Raw genomic sequence first — 21,853 nt, forward strand, 5'->3', positions numbered from 1 at the left:
CTCAGGCCGGGGCGGTGGCGCGGAAGCTGTCGCGCGTTTCCAGCGCCGCGGTGAGGGCCGCCAGCCGCGGCCGCCCTTCCGCCCAGCCGAAGTCCGGGTGGCGGAAGCCGATCCAGCTGGCGGCGACGCCGGCGGTGATCACCCCCATGTCGAGCGGCGCGTCCGGCGCCGGGACCGCGGCTTCCAGCGCGTCCAGGGCGCGGCCCATGTTCGTCGTCCAGCGGGCGGTCCACGACGGCGACCGCTCGCTCTCCGGCCGGCGCATCTCCAGCACCAGCTTGACGCCCATCTCCAGCGCCGCATTGCCAAGGGTCTCCAGCCGCTTGACCCGAAGCCGCTCCGGCCCGGCAGCGGGCAGGAGGCGGGGGCCGCCGCCGATCTCGTCCAGGTGCTCGCAGATCACCGGGCTGTCGTTCACCGGCAGGCCGTCGCCGGCGATCAGGGTCGGGACCTGCACCACGGGATTGGCCTCCAGCAGCTGCGGGGCATTGGCGTAGGGGTCGACGAGGACCTCCTCGACGCGTCCGGCGAGGCCCTTCTCGCGCAGCACGATGCGGCACTTGCGGGCGAACGGGGAGGGGGCGGTGATGTAGAGGATCATGGAGACTGTCAGTTTGTTTGGGATGCCGGTCGCGGCTACTTGCGCTCGACCGTCAGGCCGTCGGCCTGCAGCGCCGCCAGCCGGGCCGCCGCCGCCGCATCGTCAAGAGTCGTGGCGGCGATGAAGTCGACGGTGGCCTGTGACAGCATGGCGAAGTCTTCGGCGTCGGCATTGGCCACCAGGGCGTGGTCGCCGCCGGCGAAGACCAGCAGCAGGTGGCCGGTCCCGCCGGCCCCGTCGAACGGCAGCCGGTGGGCGGTCCAGTCGGTGACGAAGTTGGGCACCAGGTCCGCATCGCCGGTGATGGTCAGAGAGGGCGTGGCCATGGGCCGGTAGGTGTCCGGCGTCACCAGTCCCGGGACCGCGCCCGGCGACGACAGCAGGACGATGGCGTCCACGTCGGCGTCGCCCTGCGGGCCGGCCACGGTCACCGCCCCGCCGGCCATGGCCGACAGCAGCGAGCCATAGGAGTGGCCTGCGGCGATCAGCGGCTTGCCGGGCGCGCGCTGGCGCGCCGCCTCGCGCACCGCGGCCATGTCGGCGATGCGTGCGAAGAAGCCGGTCGGCCCGTTGAAGCTGGCCCGGTCGGGATGGCGCAGGGAATCGACATGCAGCGGGGCCAGCACGGTGAAGCCCGCGGCCTGCCAGGTCTCGAGCAGGCGATGGTAGGCCGCCGGGGCGCCGCCCATGCCATGGCTGAAGGCGATCACCGCGCGGGGCTCGCCCTCGGCCGGCCAGACCTGCAGCTCGACGGCGCGGTTCTGGACGCTGAGCGTCTCGACCGCCGGCGGCGCCTCAGGCGTCTGCGCCAGGGTCGGCGCGGCGGTCAGCATCAGGGCCGCGGCGGCCGCGGCGGCGAGGTGTCTCAGCATCTGTATCCCCCCAGTGGCGAGGGCTACTCCGCCGCCGCCTGCGCCGCTTCGAACTCGGCGGCCTTACGTTCCACGAGCTCGACGATGTGGTCAATCATGCCGGCGTTGGCCTGTTTGTGGGCGATCTTGCCGTTGAGATAGATCATGCCCGAGCCCTTGCCGCCGCCGGTGAAGCCGATGTCGGTGTAGAGGGCCTCGCCGGGCCCGTTGACGACGCAGCCGATGATCGACAGCGACAGGGGCGTCGAGACATGGGCCAGCCGCTCCTCGAGGATGCCGACCGTTTCGATGACGTTGAAGCCCTGACGGGCGCAGGATGGGCAGGCGATGATGTTGACGCCGCGGTGGCGCAGGCCCAGCGACTTTAGGATATCGAAGCCGACCTTGATCTCCTCGACCGGATCGGCCGCCAGCGACACCCGGATGGTGTCGCCGATGCCGGACCACAGCAGCATGCCCAGGCCGATCGAGGACTTGATGGTCCCGGTCCGCAGCGGCCCGGCCTCGGTCACGCCGAGGTGCAGCGGGCAGTCGATGGCCTCGGCCAGCTGCTGGTAGGCGGCGACCGTCAGGAACGGGTCGGAAGCCTTCACCGAGATCTTGAACTCGTGGAAGTCGTGGTCCTGCAGGATGCGGGCGTGGTTCAGCGCGCTCTCGACCATGGCGTCGGGGCAGGGCTCGCCATACTTCTCCAGCAGCTCCTTCTCGAGGCTGCCAGCGTTGACGCCGATGCGCATGGAGCAGCCGTTATCCTTGGCCGCCTGGACGACCTCGCGCACCCGGTCGGGGCTGCCGATATTGCCCGGGTTGATGCGCAGGCAGGCGGCGCCGGCCTCGGCCGCCTCGATGCCGCGGCGGTAGTGGAAGTGGATGTCGGCCACCAGCGGGACCTTTGCAGCCTTCGCGATGGTGCGGAAGGCGGCGGTCGACTCCTCGTCGGGGCAGGAGACGCGGACGATGTCGGCGCCGGCCTCTTCCAGCTGGCGGATCTGGTCGATGGTCGCCCCCGCGTCGGTGGTCGGGGTGTTGGTCATCGACTGGACGCTGATCGGCGCGTCGCCACCGACCTCGACCGCGCCGACGCGGATCTTGCGGCTCTTGCGGCGCTCGATATGGCGCCAGGGGCGGACGAGGGTGTGGTCGCTCATGACGCCAACATAGGCCAAGGGCGATGGCGTTTCCACGACGGCGGCGGGGCGCGCCGCGCGACGGATCAGCCGGCCGCGGGCGTGGCCGGCGAGGGCGCGGCGCCAGCAGGCAGCGGCGCCGCCGGAGTCGTGGTCGGCGTCGCGGTCGGCGTCAGGGCCGGTCCGGCTGCCGGCGCCTCGGCGGCCGCGGCGGCGGCGCGGCGGGCCGCTTCGGCGCGGGCCTCCGCCTCGGCCTGGGCCTGGGCCTGTCGCGCCAGGGTGGCGGCGCGGGCGTTCAGCTGGTTGAGCGGCGTCAGCTGACCCGGCAGCGCCCCGTCGGACTCCCCGTTGAGATAGACGCCGATCAGCGCCGGCTCGGAGGCGTCGATCGTGGCCGGCACGCCGATCGGGGCGCGCCAGGCCTCGCCGGCGGCCAGCTGGCGGGCGAACAGCACCCGGCCATCCGAAAGCCGCACCACGAGGGAGGTCGGGCGCCGCGCCTGCAGCGTCACCTGGGAATCCGCCGCGGCCGCGCCGTACACGGCGCCGCGCGGGTTGAAGGCGGCCTGCACCGGCGCGTCGCGCCGGCTTGTGGCGTCGGCCAGGGCGGCGGCGGCGTCTGCATCGGCCGGATCAAGCCCCAGAAGCTCGGCCTCAAGGCCCGGGGTCAGGTACATAACCGGTACGGTCTGGTCCGGCGGAGCGGGCCGCGGCACGTCGAGGCTGATTTCGGTCAGGCCCTGGGTCTGGCCGGGCACGGCCCCGAGGGTCCAGCTCTCGGGAGTCTCGGAGATCACCGCCGGCGGCGGCGAGCGCATGTGGCTGACCCGCTGGAACACGTTCCAGCCGACCACGGCGATAACGAGGGCGGCGACCGCGGCGATCACGCGCGGCGAGTGCCGGCGCACCTCGGCGAAGGCGACCCCGGCAGGCGGCTGCAGCGGCGCGATCTTGTCGCCGTCCGGCGCCTCGCGCTTGTAGCGTTCGACGGCCAGCTGCTCGTCGAGGCCGAGCGCCCCGGCATAGGCGCGGACATAGCCGAGGGTGAAGACGCGCGACGGCAGCGCGGAATGCTCGCCCTGCTCCAGCGCGGTCAGATACTTCTGGGGCACCCGGGTGATGGCGGACAGCTGGGCCAGCGACTTGCCCGACACTTCACGTGCGCGGCGGAGGCCGACGCCCAGGGACGGCGCATCGGCGATGGAGGGAACAGGATCCCTCCAGTCGGGGTGGGCTCGAAACTCCTCGGGGGCGTTCCCCGCGTCCAGCGCCATCTCCGTCAACCCCACACTCGGCGCCGGCGACCCTGGGGCCGCATCCGGCGTCGTACTCGCTTCCAGACTGCCATCCTTTAACCACTCCGGATGACGGTTCGGACCTCCCCCCGGAGGCACAGCTCCCGCTGCTTGTGGATAACCCATTTTCGCCGCCGCGCCAAATCGTTGTTAACGCTGTTTGAGTCCCCCCGTCTCCGAACGGGACGGTCAGACGGCGACGTTCAACTTTCGGGCCAGGCTCTCGACCTCATTGCGGATCGAGCCGGCGGAGGATCCGAGCAGGGTGGTCATGCCGCGCCGCGCGGCGGGCAGGTCAAGCGACAGCACCATCCGCTTCACCGGCCCGACCCCGCCGGCCGGCGCGGACAGGCGGGTGTAGCCGAGGGTGACCAGCGCGAAGGCCTCCAGCGGACGTCCGGCCAGCTCGCCGCAGACCGACACCGGCGTGCCCGTTTCGGCGCAGCGGGTCTGGATTTCCTGCAGCGCCCGCAGCGCCGGCGGCGACAGGGGGTCATAGCGGTCCGACACCAGCGGATTGGTCCGGTCGGCGGCGTACATGTACTGCAGCAGGTCGTTGGTCCCGACCGAGACGAAGTCGGTCAGGGGCAGTAGGGCGTCGAGGTGGAACAGCAGCGACGGGGCCTCGATCATCGCCCCGACGCGCAGCAGCGAGGGCAGGGCGCGCCCGCGACGGCGCGCCCAGGCGCACTCGATGTCGACCATCTCCCGCGCCGCCCGGAACTCCTCGACGGTCGCGATCATCGGGAACATGACGCGCAGCTCGCGTCCGGCCGCGGCATGCAGCAGGGCCCGCAGCTGCAGCCGCAGCAGCGACGGCCGGTCGAGGCCGAGACGGATGGCGCGGCGGCCGAGCGCCGGATTCTCCTCACGCTCGGCGTCGAGGTAGGGCAGCACCTTGTCGCCGCCGATGTCCAGGGTGCGGAAGGTGACCGGCCGGTCGCCGGCGGCGTCCAGAACGCGGCGATAGAGCTGGGTCTGGGCCTCCAGCCGCGGCAGTTCCTCGGACACCATGAACTGGAACTCGGTGCGGAACAGGCCGATGCCCTCCGAGCCGGTATCGTCGAGGCTGTCGAGGTCGACGGCAAGGCCGGCGTTGGTCAGCAGGGTGATGCGGGTGCCGTCCAGCGTCACGCCCGGCACGTCGCGCAGCAGGGCGAACTCGGCGCGGCGCTGGTCGCGCACGGCGATCCGCTGCTGCACGGCCTCCAGCATCTCCGGCCGGGGGCGCAGATAGGCCTCGCCGGTCTCGCCGTCGGCGATGACCAGGTCGCCTTCCGACAAACGATCACGCAGACCCATCAGCCGGCCGACGCAGGGGATTTGCAGCGCCCGGGCGACGATGCCGGCGTGGCTGGCGGCGGAGCCTTCCTCCAGCAGCACCCCCTTCAGCCGGTCCCGGGGATACTCCAGCAGGTCGGCCGGCCCGAGGTTGCGGGCCACGAGGATGGCGTCCTCGGGCAGCTCGCGCTCGCCGGGCTTGTCGCCGGCCAGCACCCGCAGCAGCCGGTTGGCCAGGTCCTCAAAGTCGTGCAGCCGCTCGCGGATATAGGGGTCGCGGGCCTTGGCGAAGCGGGCGCGGTGCTCGTTGCGCACCCGGTCCACGGCGGCCTCGGCGGTCAGGCCCGAGCGCACCGCCTCTTCCAGCGACCGGTTCCAGCCGCGGTCGTCGGCGAACATGCGGTAGGTTTCGAGCACCTCGAAAGGCGTGCCCGACAGGCCGCTGGGGCCGACCTCGAGCATCGCGTCGATGCCGGCCTTGAGGGTGTGCAGCGCCGTCTGCAGCCGCGCCTCTTCCAGCACCGGATCGTCGGCCAGCAGCTTTTCGGGGGCCAGCGGCGCCTCGTGCAGCACCACATGGCCGAAGGCCAGGCCCTCGGCGAAACGCTGGCCCTTCATCCGCTCGGGGCGGTGCGGCGCCACCTCGACGTCGCGCAGCTCTTCCTGGCCCAGCAGCTCGCCCGAGGCGACCGTCTCGGCCAGCACCATGGCGATGGTCTGGATGTCCTCGATCTCGTCGGGGTCGTAGTGACGGGCCGCACGATTCTGGACGACCAGCACGCCGATGGCCCGACCGCCGCGCAGCAGGGGCGCGCCGAGGAAGGCGTGGTACGGGTCCTCGCCGGTCTCGGGGCGGTAGGAGAAGCTCGGGTGGCTGGGCGCGTCGGCCAGGCTGATCGGCTCGGCCGCCCGCGCCACCTCGCCGACCAGGCCCTCGCCTGGCCTCAGCCGCGTCGTGTGCACGGCCGCGCGGTTCAGGCCCTCGGTGGCGAACAGCTCCAGTTCGCCCGAAGCGCGGCGCAGATAGATGGAGCAGACCTCGGCCACCATCGACCGGGCGATGATGCGCACGACGGTGTCGAGGCGGTCCTGGGCCGGTCCGCCGTCGGCCATGGCCTCGCGGATCTGGCGCAGGAGGTTCCTCGGCCCCCTCGTCATCGTTCCGCCCTTGACCATACGCGCTCCAGCCCTTCCGCGGGCGATGCTAGACCTTAAACCGCTTCGAGTCCGTAGGCGCCGTGCAGGGCGCGCACCGCCAGCTCGGCATAGGCGGCGTCGATCAGCACGCTGATCTTGATCTCCGAGGTGGAGATGGCCTGGAACTTGATGCCCTTGTCGGCCAGGGCGCGGAACATGGTCTGGGCCACGCCGGCGTGGCTCCGCATGCCGACCCCGACCACCGAGACCTTGGCCACGTCCTCGTCGACGCGCAGCTGTTCGAAGCCGATCTGGTCCTGGGATTCACGCATCAGCTCGGCGGCGCGCTGGGCGTCGCGGCGGCCGGTGGTGAAGGTCAGGTTGACCGCCCCCTCGGTGCGCGCCTGGCTCTGCACGATCATGTCGACATTGACCCCGGCCTCGGCGAGGCGGGTGAAGACGTCGGCCGGGGCGTCGGTGCGGTCCGACAGGCCGAGCAGGGTGATGCGGGCCTCGTCACGGCTCATGGTCACGCCGGACACGATGCGCTTCTCCACGATCTCCTCCTCGTCGCAGATCAGGGTGCCGGCGACCGCCGGCAGGTTTCCGTTCTCGTCGGGCTCGACGAAGCTGGACAGCACGCGCACCGGCACGCGCTTCGCCATGGCCAGCTCCACCGAGCGGGTCTGCAGCACCTTGGCGCCCAGCGAGGCCATCTCCAGCATCTCCTCGTAGGAGACGCGGGCCAGCCGCCGGGCCTTGCCCTCGATGCGCGGGTCGGTGGTGTAGACGCCGTCGACGTCCGTGTAGATGTCGCAGGGGCAGGACAGGGCCGCCGCCACCGCCACCGCCGAGGTGTCGGAGCCGCCGCGGCCCAGGGTGGTGATACGCCCGTCGCGGGTCACGCCCTGGAAGCCGGGGATGACGACGATCTCGCCGCCATCGACGGCGCTGGCGAGGGCGTCGCCGGGGATGTCCTCGATGCGCGCCTTGCCGTGCAGGTCGTCGGTCACGATCGGCACCTGCCAGCCCATCATCGAGCGGGCCCGGAGGCCCATATTGCGCAGGGTCAGGGCCAGCAGGCCGGCGGTCACCTGCTCGCCCGAGGCCACCACCACGTCATACTCATCATCGGACAGGGGGATGCCCGCCGCCGGCGCGCCGGCGCCGTCGGTCCAGGCCACCAGCTCGTTGGTCTTGCCGGCCATGGCCGAGACCACCACCGCCACCCGCTTGCCGCTGCGGGCCTCCGCGGCGACGATCCGGGCGGCGCGGCGGATGCGCTCCAGGTCGGCCATCGAGGTGCCGCCGAACTTCATCACCAGTCGCGAGGAGGGCCGCGTCATCGTGGTGGGGGGACTCCGTCTTGCGTGGCGGGCCCGACGCGTTCATGCCTCGGCCCATGGCCGCTTCTAACGACCGCCCCGCCGGGCGCAAACCCCAAAGCGAACCGGTCCCGGAAGGGGCCTCGATCGATCCTGCCGACGTGGCCCGCTTCTCGGCCATCGCCGCGACCTGGTGGGACCCGAAAGGGCCGTTCGCGCCCCTGCACAAGTTCAACCCGGCGCGGCTGGACGTCCTGCGCCGCGAAGCCGTGGCGCGGTTCGGCCGCGACCCCCGCGCCATCCGCCCGTTCGAGGGGCTGAGCCTGCTCGACGTCGGCTGCGGCGGCGGCCTGCTGTCGGAGCCGATGCGGCGCATGGGCTTCGCCGTCACCGGCGTCGACGCCTCGGAGAAGAACATCGGCACCGCCCGCCAGCACGCGGTGGAGCAGGGCCTCGCCATCACCTATCGCGCCGCCACCGTCGAGCAGCTGGCGGCGGAGGGGGCGGGGCCGTTCGATGTCGTGCTCAACATGGAGGTGGTCGAGCACGTCGCCGACCCGAAGCAGTTCCTGCTGGACTCGGCTTCGCTGGTGAAGCCCGGCGGCCTGATGGTCGTCGCCACCCTCAACCGCACCCTGCGCTCCCTGGCCCTGGCCAAGATCGGCGCCGAGTACATCCTGCGCTGGCTGCCCCCCGGCACCCACGACTGGCGCCAGTTCCTCAAGCCCGAGGAGATCCGGCGCATGCTGCAGGACGCGCCCGTGCGGGTCGAGGGGCCGATCGGCCTGTCGTTCAACCCGCTGACCGACCGCTGGAGCGAAACCGACGACGACGGCATCAACTACATGATGCTGGCCTTCCGGGACTGAGGGGGCGTTGACGCCCCTCCGTCTCGCCGGCTTTGCCGGCGATCCACCTCCCCATTGCATGGGGAGGAGAAGCGCTTTCCTCCCCACGCAGTGGGGAGGGGGACCGCGAAGCGGTGGAGGGGCCGTCCGGCCCCGCGCTCACCCCAGCCGCGGCCGCAGGCCGGACAGGTCGTAACCGGCGGCGGCTGCGGCGGCGATCAGCTCGTCGGCCGGGCGCTCGCCCGCCTGGCTCAGGACCCACAGCACCGCCGAGCGCGTGCCCGACTTGCAGAACGCCAGCGCAGGGCCCGGCAGGGTGTCGAGGGCGTGGCGCAACGCCTCGACCTCGCCGGGGCCGAGCGCCGGCATCGACACCGGGATGTGCGCGAAGGCCAGGCCGGCCGCCTCGGCCGCGGCGCGCACCTCGGCCGCGTCCGGCTGGCCCGGTTCCTCGCCGTCCGGCCGGTTGGAGATGATCGTGGCGTAGCCGGCCGCCTTCAGCGCCGGCAGGTCCTCGAGCGCGATCTGCGGCGCCACATGAAGGGCGGGGTCGAGGGGGCGGATGTCCATGCGGCGGCTCCTGGGAACGGACCCTGCATGTATCAAGACCCGCGGCTGCCTGTCAGCCGGCGCGTGGGGAAGAGGGGAGACCCGCCGCTCGCCGTCGGGGGGGGTGGAGGGGAGCGAGCGGCGGGTCACGTCCGTCGAAAGCGGATCTAGTCGATCGACGCCAGGTTGACGGACGTTTGGCGGGGCGGCTTCGGCTTGCGAAGGGTGCGTTCGGCGATGATGACCATGCCGGCCAGCACCGCCAGCACCATCGTCAGGGTGCCGTGCGCGCCATAGTCAGTGCCCAGGTTCATGGCCTGGATCTCGGCCAGCGACCGGCCGGCGGCGAGCGCCTCGGTCAGCGGGCCGTACTCGGGAATGTTCCAGCCCAGCCAGGGCGTGGAGTGCAGCACCATGTAGGTGACCGACAGGGCCAGGGCGGTCCAGCCGCCGATCATCCGCGTGCGGGGGATGACCAGCAGGACGACGGCGATGGCGGCCAGGGCGGCGAAGCCCCAGCGTCCGACGGGATAGAGCCAGGCGGCGCCGCTGTTCAGCTCGGCCCAGCCCATGATCGGGTGCGGGCCGCCGCCAAAGACCTTCGGCCAGACCCACATGGCCACGACGCTGGCCGCGAGGATCAGCGCCGCCGTCAGGCTCCACATCTTCTGCATGTACGTGTTCAAGGCGTGTCCTCCTCTCGTTGTCTGGCGACGACGATGCCGGAGGAGGGGCGTGGAAACGCCGGACCCATCAAGCATCGAGATCACCCGATGCGGTCCGACATCACGCTTCCGAGGAAGCGCCAGAGGGGCCCGGTCCGCTGAGACCACAGTGCCATGCCCGGCGGCGGACGCAATCGGGTCAGCCTGCGACCGAATGGCGCTTCTGTCGCGCGTCAGTCGTCGGTCGGCGCGGCGGGCCAGGTCAGCCGGGCGAGCGCGCCCGTCTCGCCGGGCGTCAGGTCCCAGTCGCCGCCCAGCTGCCGGGCGAGGCCCTGCACGAGACGCAGGCCCAGACCCTCGGTCCGCCCGGCGCCGCCCGCAGGCACGCCGATCCCGTCGTCCGCCACCGTCAGCCGTCGCGTCCCTTCGGCCTCGTCAAGGCGGATCTCGAGGCGTCCGGGACGGCCGGGGAAGGCGTGCTCGAGCGCGTTATTGACCGCCTCCAGCAGGATCAGGGTCACTGGCGTCGCCTCCTCGGCGGACAGCGACCCGGCGCTGCCGGCGATCTCGACCTGGACGTCGGTCCGGCCGGCTGCGGCGAGGGCGTCCTCGACGATGGCCCCGGCCAGCTCGCGGAACGCGGTCGGCTGGCCGTCGGCGTCCGACAGGCTGCGCTGGATGCGGGCCACCAGCGCCGTCCTGGCCGCCGCTTCGCCCAGCGCCTTGCGCGCTCCGGGATCGGTGGCGGCGCGCGCCTCCAGCTGCAGCAGGGCGCTGACCACCTGGATGTTGTTGGAGACCCGGTGCTGCACCTCGCGCAGCAGGATGTCGCGGCTGCGCGCCAGGGCGGCGTTGCGCTCGACCTCGGCGGCCAGACGGCGGCTGGCCCCGTCCATGCCGACGATGAAGAAGATGTCGACGGCGACCACGAAGACATAGAAGGCCAGCGCCAGCAGGGTCGCGGAGCTGACGTCGAACCCCGGCGCCCCGATCCAGAACCACCAGGCGGTCAGGCCCGACAGCACAGCCGTCAGCACCGCCGGGCGCAGGCCGGCGAAATAGGCCACCAGCACCACGGCGGGGAAATAGGTCAGATAGGGAAAGCCCGGCGGAAACCAGGGGTCGAGCACATACCGCAGCGCCGAGGCCGCCGCCCAGACCGCCAGGGCCAGCAGATGGGCGCGCCACACGGGCCGGCGGAACAGGTCTCGATCCATACAGCCTCCGCGGGCGGCGTCGCGACACCCGATGTGGCCTCGATATCGCGCCCGCTCGGCGGCTGTCCAGTTGCTCCGGGGGGATTAAGGATGCTCGCGGAGGGGGAAACGGGCCGCGGCAGGTCGGTCAGTAGAGGTACTCGGGCCTGATGTCGGCGAGGCTGAACAGATGATCCCCGACCTCGCGGACAGGTCCCGCCATCGGACTGTGGCTGTGCACGAAGGTGTAGCCGCCCTGGCCGTCCGTCGCCTCCACGATCCACCGCGCCCCGTCGACGCCGCCGACACACTTCAGCGGCGTTTCGAGGACGCCCGTCCCCGCGATCATGGCGTCGAGTGCGGCGATTTCTTCCGGCGCCAGAAGGCGGCGGCGCACCTGCATCGGCTCCCTGCTCGAAGGATAGGAGCGAAGCTTCGATGTGATCGTCCGGCTGCCGTCTGGCAGGCTGTCGATCCGCACCACCCAGGTCGGGTGAAAGCTGGGCTCCACGGTCAGGCGGAACGTGGCGGGGGCCCGGGCCCCGGCGGCGAGATAGAGCGACGGCTCTTCCATCGCTCGCAGGGCGCCAGCGTACCGGGCGGCTTCATCTTCATCGAGGACAGGCAAGGAGCCGCCTTCAAACCGCTCGCAGCCGTTCCGGAACTCCCGCAGCTCGGGCGGGAAGTAGATCACCCGGGTCGTGCTGTACCAGCCGGCGAACAGGGCGGCGGCCAGCACCATCAGGGTCAGGACGACGGCGTAACCGCGGGTCATGGCGCACCTCGGCCAATGGACCGGCGGCGTCCCCAGCAGGACTCGAACCTGCGACCCCAAGTTTAGGAAACCTGTGCTCTATCCGGCTGAGCTATGGAGACGGGCCGGGCGGCGGATATAGCGCGTTCGCCCCGCCGACCGGAAGGGGCGCTCAGCCGCTGATCTGGCCGAAGTCGGCGACCCGCCCGGTCAGGTCGCGCACCTGGCCCAGCAGCCGCAGCCGGTTGTCGCGCTCGGCGGCGACCTCCGAATTGACCAGCACCGCCTCGAAGAAGGCGTCCACCGGCCCGCGCAGGGCGGCCAGCGCCGCCATGGCGGCGGCGAAGTCCTCGGCCGCCAGCGCGGCCTCGACCTGCGGCGCGGCGGTGCGAAGGGCGGCGACCAGCGCCGTCTCCTCGGCCGGGGCGCCGGGCAGGTCGGCGGCGGCGCCGTCGGGCAGGTCGCCCTTCTTCGCCTCGGCCTTCAGGATGTTGGAGGCCCGCTTGTAGCCCGCCAGCAGATTGGCCCCGTCGTCCGTGCCGAGGAAGGCGTCCAGCGCCTCGACCCGCCGCACGATGCGGACGAGGTCGTCGTCGCCCAGCGCGAACACCGCATCGACGAGGTCGTGCCGCCGGCCCTGATCGCGGAGCAGCACCTTCAGACGGTCGGCGAAGAAGGCGAGGAGGTCGGCACTGACGTTTTCCAGCGCCGCCAACTGAATGCTCGGTCCGATTGGAGGTTGAGCGGAGGGGCCCTCTGCCCCCGAGCGTCGTTCACCAAAAGCTCTGCCAGACTGAAGACCCTGCTGCTGGAGCTTCAGGTAGGTTTGGCGAGTGAGCTGCGCGAGATCACCACGCACCCCGTTCTCCAGCACCAGCCGGATCACCCCCAGCGCCGCCCGGCGCAGGGCGAACGGGTCCTTCGAGCCGGTCGGCTTCTCGTCGATGGCGAAGAAGCCGACGAGGGTGTCCAGCTTGTCGGCCAGCGCCACCGCCACGGTCAGCGGGTCGGTCGGGACCGTGTCGGCCGGGCCCTGGGGCTTGTAGTGATCGCGGATGGCGTCGGCGACGGTGGTGGATAGGCCCCCCTCCCCCGCTTCGCGGGTACTCCCCCCTGAGGGGGGAGAATGGTCCGCGGATTGTCCCCCCTCAGGGGGGACCGAAGCCGGCGTAGCCGGGTTCGAGGGGGGGAGGGGGCCCGCCGCCCGCGCATAATACCCCCCCATCACCCCCTGCAGCTCGGGGAACTCGCCGACCATGCCCGAGGCCAGATCGGCCTTGGCGTAGCGGGCGGCCTGTTCGGCCAGCGCCGGGTCGGCGCCGACCAGTGGCGCGATCTCGCGGGCGAGGGCGGCGATGCGTTCGACGCGCTCGGCCATCGTCCCCAGCTTCGCGTGGAAGGTCACGCCCCCCAGCTTCTTCAGCCAGGGCTCGAAGCCGACCTTGCGGTCCTCGTCCCAGAAGAAGCGGGCGTCGTTCAGGCGCGCCGACAGCACGCGGGAATTGCCGCCGGCCAGGGCCTTGCCGCCGTCCGGCGCCTCGACGTTGGCGACCACGACGAAGTGCGGGGCCAGCCCGCCGGTCTTAGGGTCGCGCACGGCGAAATACTTCTGGTGCACCTTCATCGACAGCCGGATCACCTCCGGCGGCAGGTCGAGGAAGGACGGGTCCATGTCGCCGAGGATCGGCGTCGGCCACTCGGCCAGACCTGACACCTCGTCGAGCAGGCCGTTGTCGTCGACCAGCTCCAGCCCGCGGGCGTGGCAGACGGCGCGCGCCTGTTCGAGGATGCGCCGCCGGCGGTCGGCGGCGTCCAGCAGGACGAAGTCGGCCTGGAGCTTCTGCCGGTAGTCGGCGAAATCGCGCACCCGGACCGGCTGGCCGGCGCCGAGGAAGCGGTGTCCCTCGGTGATGTCGCCGCTTTCGATGCCGTCCACGGCGAAGGGGACGACGGCGCCGTCGAACAGGCAGACGATCCGCTTCAGCGGCCGCACCCAGCGCAGGGTTCCGGAGCCCCAGCGCATCGACTTGGGCCAGGGGAAGCCGCGGACGATCTGGTCGACCATGCCGGGGATCAGCTCGGCGGTGCGCTGGCCCTTCTGGCGGATGACGGCGAAGAAGACCCCGTCGCGCTCGGTCAGCTGGTCGCGGGTCAGGCCGGTCTTGCGCAGGAACCCTTCCAGCGCCTGGTCCGGCGCCGAGGTCTTGGGGCCCTTCAGCTCCTCCTCACGGTCCGGCGTCGCCGCCGGCAGCCCCTCGACCACCAGCGTCAGCCGCCGCGGCCCGGCGAGGGTGGTCAGGGCGTCATACGACAGCCCGGCGGCCTTCAGCCGCTCGGCCGCCATCCGCTCCAGATCGCGCGCCGCCCCCGCCTGCATGCGCGCGGGGATTTCTTCGGAGAACAGTTCGAGGAGGAGCTGGGGCATCTATCGGACGTCGTATCGTTTTTCTCCCTTCCCCCTGGAGGGGGGAAGGGTCGGGGATGGGGGTGGCGCGGTTTCAGTCACGATCCGGTCGACGACCGCGAGCAAGTCGTCCCGCACGTGCTTTTCGGCGAAGCGGAGGACGCGAAAGCCGTTCGCCGCGAACCAGGCATCGCGCTCGGCGTCGCGGGCCTGCCGCCCGGGCAGGGTGTGGTGATAGCCGTCGACCTCGATGATCAGGCTGGAGCCGAAGTGGGCGAAGTCGACGATGAAGCGACCCACCGGGGCCTGACGACGGAAGTTCATCCGCCGCTTGCGCAGGGCTTCCCACAGCAGACGCTCGGCGAAGGTCTGGTCCTCGCGCAGGCGACGCGCGCGAGGGACGGCGCCGGGCGCAGGCCGCGGCCGACCTTTCGCCGCCGACAAGGCGCCACCCCCATCCCCGGCCCTTCCCCCCTCCAGGGGGAAGGGAGTCGCGTCGCGCTCGATGATCACCCCCGCGCCCTTTCCTGTTCGACCCAGGCCAGGGCGCAGGCCTTGCAGAGGTCGCGGATGCGGCCGATGTAGCTCTGGCGCTCGGCGACGGCGATGGCGCCGCGGGCGTCCATCAGGTTGAACAGGTGGCTGGCCTTGAGCACCTGGTCATAGGCCGGCAGGACGAGTTGCTGGCCCTGCGGCCCGGTCATGGCCAGCAGGCGCGACACCTCGGCCACCATGTCCTCGAAACGGCGCTTCAGCCCGTCGACGTCATAGCCGTGGAAGTTGGCCTCGGACTGCTGGCGCTCGTTCTCGAGGAAGACCTCGCCGTAGGTCGTGCCCTCCTTGGTGAACTTCAGGTCGTAGACGTTGTCGACGCCCTGCACATACATGGCGAGGCGCTCCAGCCCGTAGGTCAGCTCGCCCGAGACCACGTCGACCTCGAGGCCGCCGACGCCCTGGAAGTAGGTGAACTGGGTCACCTCCATGCCGTCGCACCAGACCTCCCAGCCGAGGCCCCAGGCGCCGACGGTCGGGTTCTCCCAGTCGTCCTCGACGAAGCGGATGTCGTGCAGCTTCGGATCTATGCCGATGGCGGCCAGGCTCTTCAGATAGAGGTCCTGCAGGTCGTCCGGGTTCGGCTTCAGGATCACCTGGTACTGGTAGTAGTGTTGAAGCCGGTTGGGGTTCTCGCCGTAGCGGCCGTCGCCGGGGCGGCGGCTGGGCTGGACATAGGCGGCCTTCCACGGGCGCGGCCCGAGCGCGCGCAGCACCGTCGCCGGGTGCAGGGTGCCGGCCCCGACCTCGATGTCATAGGGCTGCAGGATGGCGCAGCCCTGGTCGCCCCAGAAGCGGTGGAGCGTCAGGATCAGGTCCTGGAAGGCCAAAGGACTTTTCTGGGGTTCTGTCGAGGCCATGTTCGCGGGCGCAGCAAAAATCGGAAGGCGCGGACCCTAGACGCCTCGTGGTCGCAGGCAAAGCCCCGGCGCCGCTTCCCCGCTTGGAGCGGCGCGATTTCCGGGGCAGGGTCGGGCCCATGCTCCGACCCGTCCTGCTCGCCGCCCTCGCCGCGGCCCTGCCGCTCTCCGCCCCGGTCGCCGTTCTGGCCCAGGACATGGTCCTGCGCGGCGGGACCATTCGCACCGGGGTCGAGGCCGCCCCCACCGCCGAGGTGGTGGTCGTGCGCGACGGCCGCATCGTCTGGGCCGGTCCCGCCGCCGGGGCCCCGGTCGAGGGCCTGCCGGTGGTCGAGCTGAACGGGGCGACCCTGTTCCCCGGCTTCACCGACGCCCACGCCCACCTCGACGGCATCGGCTGGCGCGAGCTGACGCTCAATCTTGAGGGTTCGGCCTCGGTGGCCGAGGCCATGGCCCGGCTGAGCGACTGGGCCGCCAGCCACCCGGACGGCCCCATCGTCGGCCGCGGCTGGATCGAGACCCACTGGCCCGAGGGGCGCTTCCTGACCCGTCAGGACCTCGACGCCGCCGCCCCGGGCCGGATCGTGCTGCTGGCCCGGGCCGACGGCCATGCGGTGGTCGCCTCCAGCGCCGCCCTGGCCGCCGCCGGCGTCACCCCCGCCACCGAGGTCCCCTTCGGCGGCGAGATCCTGAAGGACGCCGCCGGCCAGCCCAACGGCATGCTGATCGACGCGGCCGAAAACCTCGTCGCCGGCCTGATGCCCCAGGCGGATGCGGCGGCGAAGCGCGAGGCCTATCGCGCCGGCTTCTCGGTCTACGCCCGCTACGGCTGGACCGGCATCCACTTCATGAGCGCGCCCTGGGGCGACATCCCGCTGCTGGAAGAGATGGCCGGGGCCGGCGAGGCGCCCCTGAAGGTCTACAACAGCATCACCCCGGACGGGGCCATGGCCCTGATCGCCGGCGGCCCGCGCGACGTGGCCGACGGCCGGGTCATCACCCGCGCGGTCAAGCTCTACGCCGACGGGGCGCTGGGCTCGCGCGGGGCGGCGCTCTACGAACCCTATGCCGATGCGCCCCAGACCTCGGGCCTGATGCAGACCACCCCCGAGGCGGTGCGGCCGATCTATCAGGCCGGCCTGCGCGCCGGCATCCAGATGGCCACCCACGCCATCGGCGATCGCGGCAACGGCAGCGTCATCGACTGGTACGAGGAAGCCCTCGCCGCCGTGCCCCCGGCCGAGCGGCCCAATGGCGCCGATGTGCGCTGGCGCATCGAGCACGCCCAGATCCTGCGCCCGTCCGAGTACGACGCCTTCCACACCCTGCCGATCATCGCCTCGATGCAGCCCAGCCACGCCATCGGCGATCTGCACTTCGCTCCGGCGCGGCTGGGCGATGCGCGGCTGGACGGCGCCTACGCCTGGCGCAGCCTGGCCGACCGCGGGGTGATCGTGGCCGGCGGCTCCGACGCCCCGGTCGAGCGCGGCGATCCGCTGATCGAGTTCTACGCCGCCGTGGCCCGTCGCGACCTGGAGGGCTTCCAGGGCCCCGACTGGCGGCCGCAGGAGGCGGTCGACCGGCTGACGGCCCTGCGCATGTTCACCCTGTGGCCGGCCTACGCCAGCTTCCGCGAGGCCGAGCTGGGCACGATCGAGGTGGGCAAGCGCGCCGACTTCACCGCCTTCGACATCGACCTGATGACCGTCCCGGCCGAGCGCATCCCCGGCGGCCGCGCGCTCCTGACCATCGTCGACGGCCGCATCGTCCACGACGCGCGCTGACAGACGCTTGCGGCCGGGGGGCGGAGCTTTGACCTACACCCGATGTCGGGTGCGCTCCTTACGCCGTTAGCGCGTATTCTACCGCGCCTGCCATAGCAGATAGGCAACGTAAGCGCAGGCCAGTATGCCCCCGAACACGAGGAGGATCGGAGTGAAGGCCAGAAACGGCGTAATCCCGGAGCCCAGGATGATCAGGGCAAATCCTGCAAAGCCTGTGAACTCAAAGGCCGGTATCGGACGCCTTGGCCCTTGAGCCCCGCTGCGACGAATTGATGACCGGCGGGACCTGAACCGCCCCCCAAGTGTGAGGGTCACAACGGCGAAGATCAGGGTGCCGATGAGCAGCGCGCCGGGGGCGTAGACGACCATACATCCGCTCCAGGTCCCGCCAGTTCAGGAGGCGACCGGGGCGAAGTATGCTGCAGGAGAGGGATCCGGTCGATGACGCCATGTCCAATCCACCGACCTGACCGGCCGTGCCGGAGTCGCGCTGAAACGCTTGCGGCCGGGAGCGTCCCGGCCTAGATCAGGCGCTCAGGCGGGCATGATGTAGTGGTAGCCTGGCAGCTTCCCAAGCTGCTCGTGCGGGTTCGATTCCCGCTGCCCGCTCCAGCCGGCCCTCTCCCGGCAGGCTCCGTATCTCAGGGGAACCGCATGCTGGGCGTCCTGGTCGCGGCGGCGATGATTGTGGGCGACGACGCGCCCGCTGACCCCCATCGCCGGATGATCGCCGAAGCCCAGGCCATCGTGCGACAGGACGGCGATCGCCTCTGGGAGGGATGGTCCCAGGCGCCCCTGCCCATCCTGCTGATCGGCCCTGACGAGGAGACGCTCTTCTGCGACGCGCCCGTCGACGGCTTCCTCGCCGCAGGGTTCGATCCGGTCACCCGGTGCGCCATGCAGAGCCGGCCGCGGGAACAGCCGACGGACCTGGCGGCTGCGCTCGACCTGGCCGGCCGTCAGGTCATCCAGATGGGGCGGATGGCGGCGCTGGAAACAACAGAGGCCGAATGGACGACGATCGTCCTTCACGAGGCCTTCCACCAGTATCAGAGCACGCTTCCGGCCTATGCCGAGGCGGTGAACGACCTTCGCCGGACGTTCGGCGAGGCGGACAGCCAGTGGATGCTCGACTACGACTTCCCCTACGCCGACCCGGCGGTGAAGGCAGCGTTCGCCGACATGACCACCAGCGCGCTGCGCTTTCTGGAGACGCCGTCGGGACCGCAGGCGAGGGCGAGCCTCGCCGACTATGTGCGCGCCCGCCGGGCGGCTGCCGCGGCGGCCGGTCCCACCGCCTGGCGCTACTACGAGTTCCAGGCCGGACAGGAGGGCGTCGCCCGCTGGTCCGAACTGAAGCTCGCGGCGCTGGCGGGCGAGAGCCGGCCCGACATCGCGGCGGTGGCGCAAGACAACCGGCTGGGTCTGGCGGTCAGCCTGCGCGCCATCGACAGCCAGGGCCTGGACCTGTGGAGGCGGAGCGTCTTCTACGTCCTGGGCGCCATCGAGGCCGAGATGCTGGAGCAGGTTCGCCCGAATTGGCGGCGGGAGTATCCCGCGCGTCCCTTCTCGCTCGGCGAAATGCTGGAGGCGTCGGTCGCGGGCTCTCCCTGAAGGGGCCGGTCCGAGGCCGGCCCGCTCCCTACTGCGTCGCGACCCACCAGGTGTGGCCGGCCGGGTCGCGGAAGCCGCCGCGCAGATCGTCATCCCCGGACTGCCGTTCCGGCGCGCGCACCACCTCCGCCCCCGCGGCCACGGCGCGATCGAACACCGCCTGCGCGTCCGGCACATAGAGGTGCAGGTGGACTTCGGCCGAGGCGAATTCCGTGGCCCCGCCGCCGATCATCACCACGCCGTCGTCGAGCCGCAGCTCGCCGTGCATCAGCGACCCGTCGGGCCGGTCGAAGCGGCGCGCGACCTCGGCCCCGAACACCGTCTGCAGGAAGGCGATCACCACCTCCGGCTCGGCGCAGATCAGATAGGGGCTGAGCGAGGGATACCCCGCCGGCTTCCAGTCGCTCATCCCGGCCTCCGTGCGCGCGGATCAGGCGGTGAGCTTGCCTGAAAGCCGCGCCGAAAACCACGGTCGCATCCGGGTCAGGGCGTCCTCGATCTCCGGGGTCGAGACCGCGAAGCTGAAGCGCATGTGGGTGCGGCCCTCGACCGGGTCGAAGTCGACCCCGGGGGCCGTGGCCACGCCCGTATCGCGCAGCAGCTGCTCGCAGAACGAAACACTGTCGTCGGTCAGGTGACCGATGTCGGCCCAGATGTAGAAGGCTCCGTCCGGCGGGGCGATGGTCTTCAGGCCGAGGCCGGGCAGGGCGTCGAGCATCAGCGCCCGGTTGCGGCGGTAGACCTGCAGATGCCCCTCGAGCACCGCGTGCTCGTCCATGGCCACGAGGCCGGCGTGCTGGCTCAGGGACGGCGGAGTCAGGAACAGGTTGCCGATATAGGCCTTCGCCGTCTCGATATGGTCTTCCGGCACCAGCAGCCACCCCAGCCGCCAGCCGGCCATGCTCCAGTATTTGCTGAAGCTGTTGATCACCATGGCCTCGGGCGCGAAGGCCAGCATGGTCGGCTGCGGCCCGACGTAGCTGAGGCCGTGGTAGATCTCGTCGGCGATGATGCGGATACCCCGGTCGCGGCATACCTCGGCGATGCGGGCCAGCTCGTCGGCGGCGATGACCGAGCCGGTCGGATTGGCCGGGCTGGCCACGATCAGCCCCGCCGGCGCCGGCTCCAGCGCCGCAATCGCCGCGGCGGTCAGCTGGTAGTGCTCCGCCGGACCGCAGGCGATCTCCACCGCCTCCATGTGCAGCCCCTTCACCACATTGCGGTAGGCGACATAGCCGGGCCGGGCCATGGCGATGCGGTCGCCGGGCCGGAACGCCGAGGACAGGGCCAGCACCAGCGCCGGCGAGGCGCCGCAGGTCAGCAGCAGCCGCTCCGGCGCCACCGCCACGCCGTAGCGATCCTCATAGAGCCGCGCGATCCGCGCCTTCAGCGGCGCGCTCTCCCAGTAGCCCATGGCGTCGGCGTCCAGCACCCGGTGCGCCGCGGCCAGGGCCCGCGGCGGCGCCCCGGTCGAGGGCTGGCCGAACTCCATGTGGATGACGCTGCGCCCCTCGGCCTTCAGCGCATGGGCCAGGCGGCTGATGACAATGGCGCGGAACGGTTCGATCGCGGGGGAGCTCATGCCCGCGGGTGTAGCGGGTGGGGGAGGGGGGCGGAAGGGACGCGGCGCTGCTGCATCCGCCCTCGCGCCCCCCGTCAGCGCACGAAGTAGCCGACGACCTTCCAGTCGCCGCCCTCGCGGACGAGGATGACGGTCTCGGTCGCGCCGGCCATGTTGGCGAAGGCGGTGCGCGACTGGATCACCCAGTACTCGCCGGCCGGGGCCCCCGGCAGGGCGGTGCTGTACTCGGCGGCCAGGGGTGCGCGCGAGGTCACCGCGCCGAGCGGGCCGCGCACCTGACCCACGGTCGTGGCCCAGTCGGCGGCCGACACCTGGGTCTTGAACAGGGTGCTGGCGGCCTCCCAGCTGCCGGTCCAGTCGCTGCGGTCCAGCAGGGCCAGCCAGGCGGCGGCGGCGGCGGCGGCCTCGGCCTGGCCCGGTCCGGCCTGGACGGCGGGCGGCGGGGCGGATGCGGCGGGGGCGGACGCCGGGGCGTTGAGGCCCAGGGCGACGGCGACAGCGACGAGGGCGAGCATGGACAGACCTCCAAGGCCGGCCGCCCACAGCAGCGGGCGGCGCATTGACGAAGGCTCCCGAGACGCCACGCCCGGGGCCGTCGCCGCACCCCCAAAAGTCTTGTCTACAAGCAATTGGGGGGCGCCGCCCTCGGCCTCCAGCAGGCGCCGCGCCGCCGCCCGGCTGCTGGAGACGCCCAGCTTGCGCCGGGCCGCCCGCAGCCGCTCGTTGACCGTGTGCACCGACAGGCCGAGCGCGACCGCCGCCGACTTGGCGTCATGCCCCGCCGCCAGCAGCCGCAGCGTTTCCTTCTCCCGCTCTGTCAGCGCCTCGTGAGTCATCCGCCCGGCCGTGTGGGGTGAAGCGCACAGGGTAGCGGGCCGGGGGCGGGGGGCAAGGCGGGGCGCGTCGGCGATTGAAGGCTCAGGACTCCGCGCTGGTCGAGGCCCGCCGGCGATCCGCCCGAAAGCCGCCGACAAAAAACACAGCCATCGCCGCGATCATGCCCAGCAAGGCAGGCGCCCCGATCAGCGCAACAGCCGCGGCCACGACCGCTGCGGCGTGTGCCGGCGGCAACGCCTCGGCCGCGATGCCGACCCCGACCAGCCCTGCGAGCGGCACGAACCACGGCAGGGCGATGCGGCTCAGCTCGCCATAGCGCGCATGGGGCTCGGAAGCCGCGCCCCGGCGGTAGAGGTTAGCGAAGTAGCTGGAGAGCGGATTGGATTTCACCCCACCCCCGCCGCCAGCCTCAGGAACCCCGCCACGTCGACCGTCTCGGCGCGCGCGTCCGGATCGACGCCGGCGCGTTCGCACAGCCCGGCCCCGCCGAGCGCCTCCAGGCTGGACCGCAGCATCTTGCGGCGCTGCCCGAACGCCGCGGCGGTGACGCGCTCCAGCCGCTTCAGCGGG

At 71.8% G+C, this 21,853-nt stretch carries 21 protein-coding genes, 2 tRNA genes and 1 pseudogene; 4 read left to right on the forward strand and 20 right to left on the reverse strand.

From position 1 onward, the window contains the following. Position 1: 1 nt before the first annotated feature. The 6 genes from VGN74_RS12595 to VGN74_RS12620 form a co-directional block, all read right to left on the reverse strand. On the reverse strand, positions 2–601 hold the full coding sequence (locus VGN74_RS12595) for a glutathione S-transferase family protein (RefSeq protein WP_327448720.1): 600 nt from the start codon (positions 599–601) through the stop codon (positions 2–4). A gap of 35 nt (positions 602–636) precedes the next feature. Continuing rightward, positions 637–1,473: an alpha/beta hydrolase gene (locus tag VGN74_RS12600; protein ID WP_327448722.1), complete on the reverse strand. Its 837-nt coding sequence runs from the start codon at positions 1,471–1,473 to the stop codon at positions 637–639. 23 nt (positions 1,474–1,496) lie between these two features. Further along, a complete protein-coding gene (ispG, locus tag VGN74_RS12605; protein ID WP_327448724.1) occupies positions 1,497–2,621 on the reverse strand; it encodes a flavodoxin-dependent (E)-4-hydroxy-3-methylbut-2-enyl-diphosphate synthase in 1,125 nt (374 codons plus the stop codon). A 65-nt stretch (positions 2,622–2,686) separates the two neighbouring features. Next, positions 2,687–3,874: a helix-turn-helix domain-containing protein gene (locus VGN74_RS12610; protein WP_327448726.1), complete on the reverse strand. Its 1,188-nt coding sequence runs from the start codon at positions 3,872–3,874 to the stop codon at positions 2,687–2,689. A 210-nt stretch (positions 3,875–4,084) separates the two neighbouring features. Next, positions 4,085–6,334 carry a phosphoenolpyruvate--protein phosphotransferase gene (ptsP, locus tag VGN74_RS12615; RefSeq protein WP_327448728.1) on the reverse strand — a complete coding sequence of 750 codons (2,250 nt, stop codon included), beginning with the start codon at positions 6,332–6,334 and terminating at the stop codon, positions 4,085–4,087. A 53-nt stretch (positions 6,335–6,387) separates the two neighbouring features. Further along, positions 6,388–7,659 (reverse strand): aspartate kinase, encoded by a 1,272-nt coding sequence (locus VGN74_RS12620; RefSeq protein WP_327448730.1) that lies wholly within the window; start codon positions 7,657–7,659, stop codon positions 6,388–6,390. A 56-nt stretch (positions 7,660–7,715) separates the two neighbouring features. Between VGN74_RS12620 and ubiG the strand changes: the two genes are divergently transcribed. Further along, positions 7,716–8,507, forward strand: coding sequence for a bifunctional 2-polyprenyl-6-hydroxyphenol methylase/3-demethylubiquinol 3-O-methyltransferase UbiG (gene ubiG, locus VGN74_RS12625; protein ID WP_327448732.1), 792 nt, complete (start codon positions 7,716–7,718; stop codon positions 8,505–8,507). A 138-nt stretch (positions 8,508–8,645) separates the two neighbouring features. On the opposite strand, the gene VGN74_RS12630 is transcribed toward ubiG, so the two are convergent. The 8 genes from VGN74_RS12630 to VGN74_RS12665 all read right to left on the reverse strand — a co-directional run bounded on the left by VGN74_RS12630 (position 8,646) and on the right by VGN74_RS12665 (position 15,466). Continuing rightward, a complete protein-coding gene (locus VGN74_RS12630; protein ID WP_327448734.1) occupies positions 8,646–9,056 on the reverse strand; it encodes a TIGR01244 family sulfur transferase in 411 nt (136 codons plus the stop codon). Between the two features lie 146 nt (positions 9,057–9,202). Continuing rightward, positions 9,203–9,721 carry a hypothetical protein gene (locus VGN74_RS12635; protein WP_327448736.1) on the reverse strand — a complete coding sequence of 173 codons (519 nt, stop codon included), beginning with the start codon at positions 9,719–9,721 and terminating at the stop codon, positions 9,203–9,205. Between the two features lie 212 nt (positions 9,722–9,933). After that, the gene (locus tag VGN74_RS12640) at positions 9,934–10,917 is read right to left on the reverse strand and encodes a sensor histidine kinase (RefSeq protein ID WP_327448738.1); all 984 of its coding nucleotides are present in this window, start codon (positions 10,915–10,917) and stop codon (positions 9,934–9,936) included. A gap of 127 nt (positions 10,918–11,044) precedes the next feature. Further along, the gene (locus VGN74_RS12645; RefSeq protein ID WP_327448740.1) at positions 11,045–11,671 is read right to left on the reverse strand and encodes a hypothetical protein; all 627 of its coding nucleotides are present in this window, start codon (positions 11,669–11,671) and stop codon (positions 11,045–11,047) included. A gap of 27 nt (positions 11,672–11,698) precedes the next feature. Then, a tRNA-Arg gene (locus VGN74_RS12650) sits at positions 11,699–11,772 on the reverse strand. 50 nt (positions 11,773–11,822) lie between these two features. Continuing rightward, positions 11,823–14,075 (reverse strand): glycine--tRNA ligase subunit beta, encoded by a 2,253-nt coding sequence (gene glyS, locus VGN74_RS12655; protein WP_327448742.1) that lies wholly within the window; start codon positions 14,073–14,075, stop codon positions 11,823–11,825. Continuing rightward, positions 14,076–14,567, reverse strand: a complete 492-nt coding sequence (locus tag VGN74_RS12660) for an endonuclease domain-containing protein (RefSeq protein WP_327448744.1) — start codon at positions 14,565–14,567, stop codon at positions 14,076–14,078. Beyond that, positions 14,564–15,466, reverse strand: coding sequence for a glycine--tRNA ligase subunit alpha (locus VGN74_RS12665; RefSeq protein WP_327448746.1), 903 nt, complete (start codon positions 15,464–15,466; stop codon positions 14,564–14,566). The genes VGN74_RS12660 and VGN74_RS12665 overlap by 4 nt, the downstream gene beginning before the upstream one ends. A 119-nt stretch (positions 15,467–15,585) precedes the next feature. Between VGN74_RS12665 and VGN74_RS12670 the strand changes: the two genes are divergently transcribed. Next, the gene (locus VGN74_RS12670; RefSeq protein ID WP_327448748.1) at positions 15,586–17,250 is read left to right on the forward strand and encodes an amidohydrolase; all 1,665 of its coding nucleotides are present in this window, start codon (positions 15,586–15,588) and stop codon (positions 17,248–17,250) included. A 78-nt stretch (positions 17,251–17,328) separates the two neighbouring features. Here VGN74_RS12670 and VGN74_RS12675 read toward each other — a convergent pair whose 3' ends face one another. Further along, positions 17,329–17,619 (reverse strand): hypothetical protein, encoded by a 291-nt coding sequence (locus VGN74_RS12675; protein ID WP_327448749.1) that lies wholly within the window; start codon positions 17,617–17,619, stop codon positions 17,329–17,331. A 169-nt stretch (positions 17,620–17,788) separates the two neighbouring features. On the opposite strand from VGN74_RS12675, the gene VGN74_RS12680 reads away from it, so the two are divergent. After that, a tRNA-Gly gene (locus tag VGN74_RS12680) sits at positions 17,789–17,862 on the forward strand. A 42-nt stretch (positions 17,863–17,904) separates the two neighbouring features. Then, the gene (locus VGN74_RS12685) at positions 17,905–18,864 is read left to right on the forward strand and encodes a hypothetical protein (RefSeq protein WP_327448750.1); all 960 of its coding nucleotides are present in this window, start codon (positions 17,905–17,907) and stop codon (positions 18,862–18,864) included. 28 nt (positions 18,865–18,892) lie between these two features. On the opposite strand, the gene VGN74_RS12690 is transcribed toward VGN74_RS12685, so the two are convergent. The 5 genes and pseudogenes from VGN74_RS12690 to VGN74_RS12710 form a co-directional block, all read right to left on the reverse strand. Beyond that, positions 18,893–19,273 (reverse strand): VOC family protein, encoded by a 381-nt coding sequence (locus VGN74_RS12690; RefSeq protein ID WP_327448751.1) that lies wholly within the window; start codon positions 19,271–19,273, stop codon positions 18,893–18,895. 21 nt (positions 19,274–19,294) lie between these two features. Continuing rightward, a complete protein-coding gene (locus tag VGN74_RS12695; RefSeq protein ID WP_327448753.1) occupies positions 19,295–20,446 on the reverse strand; it encodes a pyridoxal phosphate-dependent aminotransferase in 1,152 nt (383 codons plus the stop codon). Positions 20,447–20,520: 74 nt separating this feature from the next. Next, entirely contained in the window at positions 20,521–21,282 is a 762-nt protein-coding gene (locus tag VGN74_RS12700) for a DUF4019 domain-containing protein (protein ID WP_327448756.1), read from the reverse strand. Between the two features lie 82 nt (positions 21,283–21,364). After that, complete coding sequence (locus VGN74_RS12705) at positions 21,365–21,673, reverse strand: hypothetical protein (protein ID WP_327448758.1); 309 nt, start codon at positions 21,671–21,673, stop codon at positions 21,365–21,367. Continuing rightward, positions 21,670–21,843: pseudogene (locus tag VGN74_RS12710) on the reverse strand (16S rRNA (adenine(1518)-N(6)/adenine(1519)-N(6))-dimethyltransferase); the annotation flags it as partial. The pseudogene VGN74_RS12710 and the gene VGN74_RS12705, both read right to left, overlap by 4 nt. Positions 21,844–21,853: the final 10 nt, after the last annotated feature.

This window comes from Brevundimonas sp. (assembly GCF_035998205.1).
Classification (GTDB): Bacteria; Pseudomonadota; Alphaproteobacteria; order Caulobacterales; family Caulobacteraceae; genus Brevundimonas.

Coding starts and splice junctions, on each gene's coding strand:
- VGN74_RS12595 (WP_327448720.1), bottom strand. CDS start 601: ATGATCCTCTACATCACCGCCCCCTCCCCGTTCGCCCGCAAGTGCCGC.
- VGN74_RS12600 (WP_327448722.1), bottom strand. CDS start 1,473: ATGCTGAGACACCTCGCCGCCGCGGCCGCCGCGGCCCTGATGCTGACC.
- ispG (WP_327448724.1), bottom strand. CDS start 2,621: ATGAGCGACCACACCCTCGTCCGCCCCTGGCGCCATATCGAGCGCCGC.
- VGN74_RS12610 (WP_327448726.1), bottom strand. CDS start 3,874: ATGGCGCTGGACGCGGGGAACGCCCCCGAGGAGTTTCGAGCCCACCCC.
- ptsP (WP_327448728.1), bottom strand. CDS start 6,334: ATGACGAGGGGGCCGAGGAACCTCCTGCGCCAGATCCGCGAGGCCATG.
- VGN74_RS12620 (WP_327448730.1), bottom strand. CDS start 7,659: ATGACGCGGCCCTCCTCGCGACTGGTGATGAAGTTCGGCGGCACCTCG.
- ubiG (WP_327448732.1), top strand. CDS start 7,716: ATGGCCGCTTCTAACGACCGCCCCGCCGGGCGCAAACCCCAAAGCGAA.
- VGN74_RS12630 (WP_327448734.1), bottom strand. CDS start 9,056: ATGGACATCCGCCCCCTCGACCCCGCCCTTCATGTGGCGCCGCAGATC.
- VGN74_RS12640 (WP_327448738.1), bottom strand. CDS start 10,917: ATGGATCGAGACCTGTTCCGCCGGCCCGTGTGGCGCGCCCATCTGCTG.
- VGN74_RS12645 (WP_327448740.1), bottom strand. CDS start 11,671: ATGACCCGCGGTTACGCCGTCGTCCTGACCCTGATGGTGCTGGCCGCC.
- glyS (WP_327448742.1), bottom strand. CDS start 14,075: ATGCCCCAGCTCCTCCTCGAACTGTTCTCCGAAGAAATCCCCGCGCGC.
- VGN74_RS12665 (WP_327448746.1), bottom strand. CDS start 15,466: ATGGCCTCGACAGAACCCCAGAAAAGTCCTTTGGCCTTCCAGGACCTG.
- VGN74_RS12670 (WP_327448748.1), top strand. CDS start 15,586: ATGCTCCGACCCGTCCTGCTCGCCGCCCTCGCCGCGGCCCTGCCGCTC.
- VGN74_RS12675 (WP_327448749.1), bottom strand. CDS start 17,619: ATGGTCGTCTACGCCCCCGGCGCGCTGCTCATCGGCACCCTGATCTTC.
- VGN74_RS12685 (WP_327448750.1), top strand. CDS start 17,905: ATGCTGGGCGTCCTGGTCGCGGCGGCGATGATTGTGGGCGACGACGCG.
- VGN74_RS12690 (WP_327448751.1), bottom strand. CDS start 19,273: ATGAGCGACTGGAAGCCGGCGGGGTATCCCTCGCTCAGCCCCTATCTG.
- VGN74_RS12695 (WP_327448753.1), bottom strand. CDS start 20,446: ATGAGCTCCCCCGCGATCGAACCGTTCCGCGCCATTGTCATCAGCCGC.
- VGN74_RS12700 (WP_327448756.1), bottom strand. CDS start 21,282: ATGACTCACGAGGCGCTGACAGAGCGGGAGAAGGAAACGCTGCGGCTG.